General features: G+C 39.5%; 8 protein-coding genes and 1 pseudogene. 5 read left to right on the top strand and 4 right to left on the bottom strand.

The window, feature by feature from the left end; all coding sequences use genetic code 11:
- Together RMB13_RS16435 and RMB13_RS16430 are read right to left on the bottom strand one after the other, a co-directional pair.
- Positions 1-1239 carry an MFS transporter gene (locus RMB13_RS16435; RefSeq protein ID WP_311085806.1) on the bottom strand — a complete coding sequence of 413 codons (1239 nt, stop codon included), beginning with the start codon at positions 1237-1239 and terminating at the stop codon, positions 1-3.
- Positions 1240-1263: 24 nt separating this feature from the next.
- On the bottom strand, positions 1264-1797 hold the full coding sequence (locus RMB13_RS16430) for a 2,4'-dihydroxyacetophenone dioxygenase family protein (protein WP_311076845.1): 534 nt from the start codon (positions 1795-1797) through the stop codon (positions 1264-1266).
- A gap of 249 nt (positions 1798-2046) precedes the next feature.
- Between RMB13_RS16430 and RMB13_RS16425 the strand changes: the two genes are divergently transcribed.
- Complete coding sequence (locus tag RMB13_RS16425; protein WP_311076844.1) at positions 2047-3018, top strand: helix-turn-helix domain-containing protein; 972 nt, start codon at positions 2047-2049, stop codon at positions 3016-3018.
- Between the two features lie 130 nt (positions 3019-3148).
- On the opposite strand, the pseudogene adeC reads toward RMB13_RS16425, so the two are convergent.
- Both adeC and RMB13_RS16415 read right to left on the bottom strand, forming a co-directional pair.
- A pseudogene (adeC, locus tag RMB13_RS16420) lies at positions 3149-4369 on the bottom strand (AdeC/AdeK/OprM family multidrug efflux complex outer membrane factor); the annotation flags it as partial.
- A gap of 491 nt (positions 4370-4860) precedes the next feature.
- The gene (locus tag RMB13_RS16415; RefSeq protein ID WP_311085805.1) at positions 4861-8313 is read right to left on the bottom strand and encodes an ATP-binding protein; all 3453 of its coding nucleotides are present in this window, start codon (positions 8311-8313) and stop codon (positions 4861-4863) included.
- A 224-nt stretch (positions 8314-8537) separates the two neighbouring features.
- Here RMB13_RS16415 and urtA point away from each other — a divergent pair, with 224 nt between their 5' ends.
- The 4 genes from urtA (at position 8538) to urtD (ending at position 12714) form a co-directional block, all read left to right on the top strand.
- Positions 8538-9776, top strand: coding sequence for an urea ABC transporter substrate-binding protein (urtA, locus tag RMB13_RS16410; RefSeq protein ID WP_192454418.1), 1239 nt, complete (start codon positions 8538-8540; stop codon positions 9774-9776).
- Between the two features lie 79 nt (positions 9777-9855).
- Positions 9856-10776, top strand: coding sequence for an urea ABC transporter permease subunit UrtB (urtB, locus tag RMB13_RS16405; RefSeq protein WP_192454419.1), 921 nt, complete (start codon positions 9856-9858; stop codon positions 10774-10776).
- A gap of 19 nt (positions 10777-10795) precedes the next feature.
- Positions 10796-11959 (top strand): urea ABC transporter permease subunit UrtC, encoded by a 1164-nt coding sequence (gene urtC / locus RMB13_RS16400; protein WP_311085804.1) that lies wholly within the window; start codon positions 10796-10798, stop codon positions 11957-11959.
- Positions 11956-12714 (top strand): urea ABC transporter ATP-binding protein UrtD, encoded by a 759-nt coding sequence (gene urtD, locus RMB13_RS16395; RefSeq protein WP_192454421.1) that lies wholly within the window; start codon positions 11956-11958, stop codon positions 12712-12714. Before urtC ends, urtD begins: the two co-directional genes overlap by 4 nt.
- The last annotated feature ends 2 nt before the right edge of the window (positions 12715-12716 follow it).

Below are 12716 nucleotides of genomic sequence, written 5' to 3'. Positions count from 1 at the left end.
TTATGAAATTACGTTGTCGGTTTGCTTTTTTAGTAGGATCGGTGCGGTCTCTTTAAGTCCAGCTGAGAAAAGGCCTGCCATCATAGCGGCGACAGCAGCCATCCACATGGCAATTGCCAACCCATAATGATCAGCTGCAAAACCTGCGACGATCGGGGCAAAAAAGCCACCTACCAGTTCACTTGTTCCCATAATCAGTCCCAGTGCACTTGCAATTGAATGGCGTGGCACGGTTTCAGCGGGAATGGTCGACATAAATAACGTGAAACAACCAAGCCCCGTATACGTTAAGAACACGAATACTCCTAGGCTCATGACAGATGTGCCGTAGATCATGGCAATTGGGCATAAAGCAGCAATTGGGGAAAAGATCAGCAGAGCTGTCTTACGTCCCATACGGTCTGATAGACCGGGAACCACGAATCCCCAAAACACCCACGCTGCACCTAGACAAGTCATAACAATGGTCATGTCCGTTGCAGAAAAGTGTCGATATTTCATTAAAAATGTTGGTGCAAATGAAATAATCACCACAAACCACGTGAGAAAACAGCAACCGATCAGCACACATAACAAAATGTTCCGTTCACGTAGTAGAGTCCATCTGCTTACATGAGAGTTTTGCTGTGTTTGTGCAGGTTGTACCTGACTCGGCTTTTCTTTTACCCAAAGCCATATGCATAAGGCTAGAACTAAGCCTGCGATACATGAAACATAAAATGCATCGCGCCATCCATAGTGAGTCGCAATACCGATCACCACGGGTGGCCCAATCACACCGCCAATGAGACCCGGAGATGAACCTTGTAACAGTCCCATATTCAGTCCACGGCGTTCAGGTGTAGAACTGTCGACCATTAAGGACTGTGCCATTGGTAAAACAGGTCCTTCGAATAACCCCATTAAGGTACGAAGTATGAGTAAACTCATGAACCCGACCACCCAACTTGAAGCAGCCGCACATACTGAAAAGCCAAGTACCGCGAGCAAAAGAATGGGTTTACGTATACCTCGAGCATCGGACCACGCGCCTGACAGTGCACCCGATAATGCCCATGTCAACGACAGTGCAGAAGACATTAGGCCGAGCTGCATTTCACTTAGATGTAACTCATCGGATATAAAAGGAAATAAAAACGATAAGGCCAAACGGTCAAAAAACACAAAACCAGAAGTCACGCACAAAATCAGCAATAACCGATTTTCGTAGGTCAACAAGGACCGATGAGATGTATACATTGCATATTCCTTTGCAGCTGTAGATCAACGATAAAGTTTTTCAATCATCTCCGCGCCGAGGCCGACTTTTTCATAATGTGCTTTGCACATCTCGATGTATGAATGCACGTCGAAATATCCATCGGGATTGCCTTGTTCGTCCAACCAAATCAGTGGCCCTTTTACAATGAAAAATGCACGCATAGGTTCAGGATGGTCAAAAGCGACGAGCGTATGTCCTTCTCCCGGTGTTTCATAAACAAAGTCCCCTTTTGTTGCTGTCCAGTCATGTTCCAGATAGCCCCATTTTCCAGAGATGGTATAGGCAAAAACTTCGTGAGGATGGTAGTGTCGGTTAACCAGACCAGCACTTTTGGCCATGAGAATATCGCACCATTTATTTTGTGAAGGTGAAATCCATAGCGGACGCGATGATACGGTATCGGTAAAAGGTACATAAAGACGTTCATCCTCTGATGCTGCATCGGCAATGTAAACCTCAGGCAACGCATCTGGTTTTAACGGATTAAGAATAGGTGAAATATCTTGCCAAAATTCATCCTTCGCTTTGTCAACCACGATATATCTCCTTAATTTTGATATCGTGGAAATCACTTTAGCGAAACAATGCTAGGCTGGCTTATCTAAGCTGGACGTATTTTTTGATTCAGCAGGACATCATTATTTAGTATTTGTCTGACTTGATGAGGTCGTTATTTTTTAAGTATTGAAATGGTCAATTTCAATTAAAAAGGGTTGTTTTAAACGCTTTATGCGTATAGTTATAACAGTAAGTTTTATGAAAAACTAAAATAAGGACGGTTTAGGATGAACACTTCCAGCATAGTTTCTTATGCACATTATTCGACAGAAGATGTACCTTTTACTGATCAACTTGAATACTGGAACACATCTAACACCAACTCACTCATCGGTTTGAAGACCTCTTCGCTTCATCTTGAAGGAATTCAATGTGAAATGACCTGTGTGAAATTACCCGAGTTGGGCATAGCCAATATCATTGGCAATAATCATATGATTGAGCGGGATGAAAAAAACATACGTAGTTCTATTTCAGAGTCGATTTTTGCCTGTCTAATTATTAGTGGTAAAGCCTATTTTGTACAAAAAGGAAAATGTCTGTTATTGGAACCGGGTGAGATCATTATTTATGACACACGGGTACCGTATCATTTTGGTTTTTTAACTGAGATGCAGCAATATTTAATAGATATTCCTACCCATGTTTTTTCAGAGCTTTGTAAATTAAGTATCGATCAACTACCGCTTCAACTTTCTAATCAATCCAAAAGCGACAAACTTTTTGCCACAAATCTCAGTTCAACTATTCGCAACTATTTTATTAATCCGTGGGAACAAGATGGAGCCTGTTTTTACGACGATATTCGTGCACTCATTTCCACCACTGTGATTAACCACACGAAAGGCACACAGTTAAGCTGGGCACATCATGCTTATTTAAAAACAGCAAAACATTATATTGCGAATAATCTTTCTGACCCCGACCTTTCCACTCAACACGTAGCCGCAGCTGTTGGAATTTCATTACGCCATTTAAATCGGCTATTTCACCTGCAAGATCAGTCTACTGTAAGTGATTATATCTGGACCTTACGATTAGAGCGTGGCTATGCTCTATTGCATGATTTACATCAGCGCAAAGTGACTATTGGTGAGATTGCTTACAGATTAGGATTCTCTAGCCAATCACATTTTAATCGTGCGATTAAAAAACGCTATGGGCTGGCCCCCGGAAAAATCCGAGAGTCAGGCTTATAAACTCAATACATATGAAATTATGATAAATCCCATGTGTTCTTTGTTGAAAACACTCTTTTTTCATTTGCGCTGATTTAAGAGATTGGAACAAGCTTCAACTAGAAATATGAATTACAAATATTATGATTCTTTAGATATCCCCTCCTAAAACTTTATAAATTTCAATTTGGTTATTTAATTTGACCTGTTCAAGTGCCAGTAAGCCTTGCTGTGCTGCATACGCAGAGCGTTGTGCATCTAAAACCGTAAAATAACTATCAACTCCAGCTTTATAACGTGCCATTGAGAGTTTATATGTTGCAGCTGTAGCAGTGACTAAACGGCGCTGAGCATCTAGGCGCTCCTCAATATGTGCATGTGTAGCAAGAGCATCATTCACTTCTTTAAAGGCTGTTTGAATAGACTTTTCATATTCTGATAAAGCAACTTTTTGGTCTATTTCAGCAATTTTAATACCCGCCTTTCTTGTTCCCCAATCAAAAATTGGTAGATCAATGCTTGGACCAATTGACCATGCAAAATTACCCGACTTAAATAAATCTTTAAGTTCAGTAGATGCATAACCCGTAGAACCAGTAAGGCTTATGGTTGGGAACATTCGAGCCTTCGCAGCACCAATGTTTGCACCTGCCGCTCGCAACCCATATTCAGCAGCTTTAATATCTGGACGATGATTTAACAAATCACTTGGTAAACCCGCTACAAAATTCTTCTCAAGGGTAATATTTTTAATTGAATCACTTGGAAGTAAGTTTTCAGGAATAGGAGAACCTGCTAACAAATCTAGTAGATTTTTTGCCTGTAGAATTTGAGTCTTATAAGTTGCAACGTCATTTCTAGCAGTCTCTACAGAAATTTGTGCTTGTTTTAGTGGCACTTCACTGTCAATACCAACATCAAAGCGCTTCTTGTTTAGGTTATAAGCATCGACTTGCGCTTTTAAAGTCTGCTCAGCAAGATTTAAATTGGCTTGTGAAAAAGCATAATTTAACCAGACCTGAGTGATGTTACTGATTAGACCAATTTGTACAGCTTCTTTCGCGCTTTGAGTTGCAAGATAGTTATTTAATGCAGCATCCTTTAAATTTTGAACACGCCCCCAAAAGTCTAGCTCATAGGCAGTCATTCCTAAGCCCACTTGAAATGTAGAAACTGGGTTATTGGGGTTAATAGATGGGCTAACCTGCCGCACTGCATTTCCAGTTACCCCAATGGTCGGGAGCTGGCTATTTTTTGTGATTTGATATTGTTGCTGTACACGCTCAATATTAAGCGTAGCAGTCCGTAAATCCCGATTATTGTTTGGCCCTATTTCAATGGCCTCTAATAATTTAGGGTCAGAAATAAACTCTTATAGAAAAAATAATAAAAAATTTATTTATCTTCTTAAAATTACTTTCCTTGTCTAAACCATCAGGAAAGTAAGTTATCAATTAATCCAAGCAAGCATAAATATTGAAATCAAACAGTTATGTCGCTAAAACAAATCTTATATGACATATAAAATAATTTAATTCTAGTCATTTTAATTATTCCTGAACAATAACGATATACCATTTTATTATCTATACATTTATAAACAATTTAATGGGAAACAATAGTAATGATATATGTTTACTATGCTTTTTTACTTTTCTTCTTAAAGCTAAGTGCAATCGGTTTAATTTTTGGCTTTTATCATGATGATATATTTTTCTTTATAGCAGGTGCTCTATGTATTTTCGCATCCTTTATAACTTACTTAATGATTAAAGAAGTTCGCAAAAATCCTTTTGACAAACACTAGCGAATCAGAGAAAACAGGCTTAATGAATTCAGATGATATCGTCCTTATACCCTATCCTATTTCAATACATTAGCATAATCATGCAGACGTTGAATTGATCTTTTGAAATCAAACCGCTGTAGATCTTGTTCTATCTGCTGCCAAATGTCTTGATATTGATTAAACTGTTGCTTACATTGCATCAATTGTTGTTTAGCTCCACGAATATAACCAATACTCAAATGTTGTTCTAATTGTGCTAGTGCATCTTGCAGATTGAGATGGGTGACAAAAGAAGGAGCTATTTGAAAGGGATCTATTATTTCACCGATATTGTTTTGCATTGGAATATAGATTTCTGGTTGTTCTTCAGCTTGATGTTGATGAATCCATTTTACTCCAAGTTTATCTCCAATTTTGTTTAGCAATAAATTGAGATCGACTGGTTTTACTAAAAAATCTTCATTTAATACATCTGTTTCAGGATTTTGCATACGCTCATTGGCATCTGCTGAAATAATAATAATCGGTACATTGGTAATCTTATTTTTACGTAATAACTTAGCCGTTTCCCAGCCTCCGAGCACTGGCATACTCAAATCCATCAAAATCAAATCAGGATTAAACACAGGAACTTGTCTTAAACATTGTAATCCTGATTCTGCTTCCTCCAAAACAAAGCCTAAAGGCTGTAAAAAGTTTAAGACTAAACCACGATCAGTCACCTCATTATCAACCACTAAAATTTTCTGACGCTGCCCGGTATAACCAACCACAGTATTCGATGCGACATCAGCAATTGGGTGAATCAGTGACTTAGATGGCAAAAATAGTTTAACTTTAAAAATTGAACCTTGTTGAAGCTGACTACTTAACTTCAACTCCCCTCCCAATATATCTACCAACATTTTAACGATAGGCAAGCCTAAACCTGTACCTGCAAAGCTGCCTTGAACCACGTTATTTCCACGTTCAAAGGGTTGAAAGATTCGTTCTAGATCTGATTCAGCAATTCCACAACCTGTATCATGAATCTCAAAATAAGCAGTCTGAAAACGATAATCAACTTTAAATTCAACTTGGCCCGAAATAGTAAATTTTAAAGCATTTCCAATGATATTAATTAGAATTTGCTCAAGTCTTTTTTTATCAATACGAACGTATTCAGGAATTTTTTCGCTAATTTCTACTTTAAACTTGAGTTGACGCTGCAAAAATTGCGGTTCAAACATATTCACGATTTGATTTAAAAATTTGGGAAAATTAATATTCGACATTTCCAGAGAAATCTTTCCTGTTTCAATTCGGGCAAGATCCAGTAAACCATCAATCAAAGAGGTAAGATGCTGCCCGCTACGGCTAATTACTCCGAGCGCAGCTTCACCTTTTTCAGATAAGCGTTCTTGTTTTTGAAGAAGTTGACTATAACCTAAAATACTATTTAGTGGCGTACGTAGTTCATGACTAATTCCCACCACATAGCGACTTTTAGCTTCATTAGCTTTTTCCGCTTGAGTTCTTGCATCTTGTAATTGACGATCAGTTATTTTATGGGCTTCAATCTCATCCATGAGCAATTTAGTTTGCGTATTACTTTCAAGCTGTGCCTGACGGCGACTTTCATCATTCAGAACTAACCACCATGCAGCAACGCATAGTAATAAAAACAACACCGCATAAATTTTGATAAATAAAGTCAATAATGCATCGTGTTGCTGGAAAGAATAACCTGTATTCGAAAGCTCTTGTAAATACACTAAACTGAGACTTACAGCTAATACCACACCAAGCACAAAGAGTAATAATGTATATAGGCTCAAACGTGTATTAATATATTGAATCCATTTTTTTGGTAAGAACCACACTGCAAATACACGAAGTTGATATGACCACCGTGCATGTGGTTTACACAGATCATGACATCGTGCCTCTAAAGTACAACACAGAGAACAAATTTGACTATTATATGCGGGGCAACTTGCCATATCCGCAGCTTCATAATCGTGTTCACATACTACGCAGGTATGTGTTTCTACACAGGATAAAGGTTGTTCTTCCAAACGGGCAAGATAATATTTACCTTGGGTTAAATATGCAATAATAGGTACACATAGGATCGATGAACCAAGCGCAATGAAACCTGCTAAAGATTTGGCAATCTCACCAAACATTCCCCAATAACATAGCAGTGAAAGACTCGAAGCTATAAATAAACTGCCGACACCAACAGGATTAATGTCATATAAATAAGCACGTCTAAACTCAATACCTTTGGGACTTAGACCTAGCGGTTTACAGATTACCAAATCTGCCACAATTGCACCGATCCATGCCAAAGCCACATTACTGTAAAGCCCTAAAACTCGTTCTAAAGCATGAATCACACCCAGTTCCATCAGGAGTAAGGCAATAAAAATATTAAACACTAGCCATACTACGCGTCCTGGGTGACTGTGTGTTAAACGAGCAAAAAAGTTAGACCACGCCAACGAGCCAGCATAGGCATTTGTGACGTTAATTTTAATTTGTGCTACACAGACCAATAGAACTGTCAAGAATAAAGCGATTCCTGGATGTGAAACAACATGTTGAAAAGCGATCCAATACAAATAATTAGGATCTGTGAGTTGACTGCTGGGCACTAAAAATTTCAATGCTAATACCATTAGCATCATACCCATGAATATTTTAAAAAAACCTACCAAAATCCATGCGGGGCCTCCTAAAAATACCGCCAAATTCCATTTATATTGAATATTTTTTTTATCCGGTAAAAACCGTAGATAATCAGCTTGTTCTCCAATTTGGGTAATTAAAGCAAAGAGCACCGTACAAGACGCACCAAAAAATGCCAAGCTAAATGAAGAACTGCCACTTTTTGCACCCTCAATCAGTACAAGTTCTTTTAGTAAGCTGGGATGTTTTAAAAGAACAAAACACCACGGCAAGAGAAGAAGAAATAACCATAAGGGTTGAGTAATCGCTTGCACTTTATTGATAAAGCCAATGCCCTTCACTACTAGCGGTAAAATAATTACAGCCGAGATCAGATATCCCATACTAAGCGGAATACCCAAACCTAGTTCCAATGCCAATGCCATAATTGCAGCTTCAAAGGCGAAGAAAATAAAGGTGAAACTGGCATAAATTACCGAAGTGATTGAAGAACCTATATACCCAAAACCAGCACCACGGGTGAGTAGGTCAATATCAACATTATAGCGTGCGGCATAATATCCAATCGGCCAGCTAGTTAGAAAAATGATTATCGCAACCACCAATAATGCCCAAAAGGCATTATTAAACCCATATTGCCATAACATGGTTGCGCCCAAGGCTTCCATTGCTAAAAAACTGACCGCAGCAATAGCCGTATTGGTTACTGTCCACAGCGACCATTTGCGAACAGACTTTGGAGCATAACGTAATGCGTAATCTTCAATACTTTCATCAACGACCCATGTATTGTATTTACGGCGAGTCGGGATCACACGTTGCGGTGCTGAGTGGGGCTTGGCTGATGGATCCATGATGATCAAATATTTATAAATAGTTACTCTTTAAAGTTAAAGCAAAAACTATACCTACCCAACTTAGGCCTAACTAAAAATTAATCTATAACGGACTACACAGCTATATACGTAATGTGACGTATATGTTCATTTTTTAATTCCTCTTAGTCTTAGTCCATACCAAGTGCACAAATATTAGCAAGTGCATAAATTCAAACAGCTTCAAATCAGGGGAAAACATCATGACTTTCAAAACAAAAGTAAATACCGCTGGATTACTGGCAGGTTTACTTACAATACCTTTTTTACTTGCACCTATAATGACTAATGCCAATGTTCCAGCAACAGCAAAAGTGAATACCACAAAGCTTAAAGTGGATGACAAATTTGTATACGTGGGCCAGCTTCACTCAGCAACAGGCACAATGGCAATTTCTGAAACAGGCTCGATTCAAGCAGAACGCTTGGCGATTGAACAGATCAATAAGCAAGGAGGTGTACTGGGGCGCCAAATCAAGATTATTCAGGAGGATGGCGCTTCTGACTGGCCAACTTTTGCTGAGAAAGCACGGAAACTTACTGAAAAAGATAAAGTTGCTGCAATCTTCGGTTGTTGGACATCTGCCTCTCGTAAAGCAGTACTACCCATCATTGAGCGTAATAATGCCCTGCTTTACTATCCAACATTTTATGAAGGTTTAGAGCAATCGAAGAATGTAATCTATACTGGTCAAGAAGCAACGCAACAAGTTCTTGAAGCTTTGAACTGGTTAGCAAAAGAAAAGAAAGCGAAGACTTTCTACTTAATTGGGTCTGATTATATCTGGCCACGCACCACCATGAAAATTGCTCGCACACACATTGAAAAAGTATTGAAAGGCAAAGTGGTCGGAGAAGAATACTATCCTCTAGGCCATACTCAATTTGGTTCTTTGATTAACAAAACCAAGCTAAAAAAACCGGACGCAATCTTCGCTGCTGTCGTTGGTGGTTCAAACGTATCCTTCTATAAACAAATGAAAGCTGCTGGTGTAACTAGCGACAAACAAACCTTACTAACCCTTTCTGTAACTGAAGATGAATTACTGGGGATTGGTGGTGAAAATATGAAGGGCTTCTACTCTTCAATGAAATATTTCCAAAGCTTAAACAACCCAAATAACGTGGCATTTGTAAAAGCATTTAAAGCAAAATACGGTCCTAAAGCTGTGGTGGGTGATGTAACCCAAGCTGCTTATTTAGGGCCATGGTTGTGGAAAGCTGCTGTAGAAAAAGCGGGTAGCTTTGACGTCACTAAAGTAGCTAATGCTTCACCAGGTATAGAGCTTAAAACAGCACCTGAAGGTTACGTGAAAATCGATCCAAACCATCACTTATGGAGCAAGTCACGTATTGCTCAAGTGCTTCCAAATGGTCAATTCAAAGTAGTATACGAATCAAAAGGCTTGATCAAGCCAAATCCATTCCCTAAAGGATACTAATTTAACTGCCACAGGATCAGGAGAAGTCATTCTCCTGAACTTTTATACCACACAATTTTAAAGCTTGGAGGATGATGCGATGGATATTTCATTTGCGGAATTCGGTGCAATATTTGCCATGCAAGGCTTTAATGGTTTATCAGTTTTCTGTGTGCTGTTACTGATGGCCTTAGGTCTTGCAATTATTTTTGGACAGATGGGCGTTATTAACATGGCGCATGGTGAGTTCCTAACCATTGGGGCTTATACCACATTTTTTATTTCAACTCTGACTGAAAACTACTTCCCTCAATTACTACCTTACTATTTCATCATCGCGATTGTAGCAGCATTTCTCACCTCAGGGATTATTGGCTATATGGTCGAGCGGCTAATGATCAGTCGACTATATCAGAGACCACTTGATACATTATTAGCCACTTGGGGCTTAAGCCTCATTATGCAACAGTTGTTCCGTTCGGTATTCGGCCCTAAAGAGGTCAGCCCCACCCTTCCAGATTGGTTGATGGGGTCTTATCAACCAACAGAATCCATTGATATTCCTATTAATGGTCTATTTTTGGTCGGAGTGACTTTAACTGTTACGGCCTTTGTTTACTTTCTGATTTATCGTTCACGTTGGGGCTTACAACTTCGTGCCACGAATCAAAACCGTTTTATGAGCGGTGCCGTCGGGATCAATACCAAACGGGTCGACAGCTTGACCTTTGCACTAGGTTGTGGTTTAGCCGGGATTGCTGGGGCAGCCTTTACCACCATCGGCTCCACAGGCCCAACAGCAGGTTCTCTTTACATTGTCGATACCTTCCTTGTGGTTGTGTTCGGTGGTGCAGCTAGCTTACTAGGTACCATTGCATCTGCATTCAGTATTGCCCAAGCTCAATCATTACTAGAATTCTTTTTGTCAGGTTCTATCGCAAAAGTGATTACTTTGGCGACCGTAATCATCATCTTGATGCTACGCCCTCAAGGTTTGTTTTCAATTAAAGTTCGTAAATAGATATTCAGGAGAGATTAATATGAAAAATCTAATGAATGTCTTGTTAGGGGGTAAAGAAGGTGCTATTGGGCTGATGATTCTAGCGATAATCATCCTACTCTTAATGCCGATGTTCCTTGATGTATTCCGCTTAAATCTGATGGGCAAATATCTAACTTTTGCATTTGTAGCAGTGGGATTAGTGCTCTGTTGGGGGCATGGAGGCATATTAAGTTTAGGCCAAGGTATTTTCTTTGGCATTGGTGGTTACTGTATGGCGATGTTCTTAAAGCTTGAAGCTTCGGACATGCAAAGTACAGCCGCGCAAACAACACCGGGTATTCCAGACTTTATGGACTGGAATCAAGTCACTAGCTTACCGATGCTTTGGGAACCATTTCATAGCTTTAGCTTCACCCTCTTCGCCATCATTATTATTCCAATTTTGCTTGCCTTCATTATCGGTTTTGCCATGTTCACACGTCGTGTAGGCGATGTGTACTTCTCCATCATCATGCAAGCAATTGTGGCAATCTTGACCATTCTTATTATTGGTCAGCAAGGTTTTACTGGTGGTATTAACGGTATTACTGATCTAAAAACCTTACATGGCTGGGATATCCGTACCGATGAAGCCAAATATGTTCTTTATTACATCAACGCATTATTACTGCTTGCGGTGATTATGATTAGCAGATTTGTACTGAGTTCTAAACTTGGTCGTCTACTGTCTGCAATGCGTGACAAAGAAGAACGCGTGCGTTTCTCTGGGTATGATGTAGCCATGTATAAAGTCTTTATCTTCTGTTTTGCCGCAGTCGTCTCGTCAATTGGCGGTGCGATGTTCACTCTACAAGTCGGTTTCATGTCACCAACCATTATCGGCATTGTACCTTCGATCGAAATGGTAATTCTTGCCGCCGTGGGGGGGCGTTTATCTCTTATCGGTGCAGTCTACGGTGCAGTCTTAGTTAACCTTGGCAAAACTTATTTCTCTGAGGCTTTCCCTGAGCTGTGGTTGTTTTTACTAGGCGGTCTGTTCATCTTTGTGGTGATGTTTCTTCCAGATGGTTTAGCTGGTGTTTATCAAAAATATGTACGCCCTTTATTCATCAAAAACAAAACATTAAATGGAACAACTCCCCCACCTACCATCGATTCTGACGAAAACAAAGAACCTGTCATGAAAGGAGGTGCTAAATGAATAAAATTGGCGTAGAAATGAGTAAACCTGTCCTCGTTATTGAAGATTTAACGGTTTCATTTGACGGCTTTAAAGCAGTCAGTGATCTCAACTTCTATTTAGATAAAAATGAAGTGCATGTCGTGATTGGTCCAAATGGCGCTGGTAAAACTACGGTTTTAGACCTCATTTGTGGTAAAACCAAAGCCACTTCGGGCACGATTAAATTCAATGATATTGAGCTGACCAAACTCAAAGAATTCGACATAGTACGTAAGGGAGTTGGACGTAAATTCCAAAACCCAAATATTTACGAAAATCTGTCGGTATATGACAACTTAGAAATGTCATTTCCAAGAGGACGCAATGTTTTTGGTGCGTTATTCTTTAAACGTACCAAAGATGTTAGTGATCGCATTAGCGAAGTTGCATCAATGATTTTCCTGACTGAACTATTAGACACATCTGCCGGCTTATTATCACATGGTCAAAAGCAGTGGCTGGAAATTGGCATGCTACTAATGCAAGATCCCGAGCTTTTAATGCTTGATGAACCTGTTGCAGGTATGAGTGTCTCTGAACGTGAGCAAACGGCACAATTACTTAAAAAAATTAGTCAAGGACGGTCAGTGCTAGTTATTGAGCATGATATGGAATTCGTAAAAACCATTGCGGACAAAGTCACCGTACTACACCAAGGTAAAATTTTGGCGGCAGGCAAAATGGACGACGTTCAAAATGATCCTAAAGTCATTGAAGTTTATCTCGGACACTAAGG

This window comes from Acinetobacter sp. V102_4 (assembly GCF_031799005.1).
Taxonomy (GTDB): Bacteria; Pseudomonadota; Gammaproteobacteria; order Pseudomonadales; family Moraxellaceae; genus Acinetobacter; species Acinetobacter calcoaceticus.
Note: the sequence above shows the minus strand (reverse complement) of the source record. Positions and strands in the feature narration are given on the sequence as shown.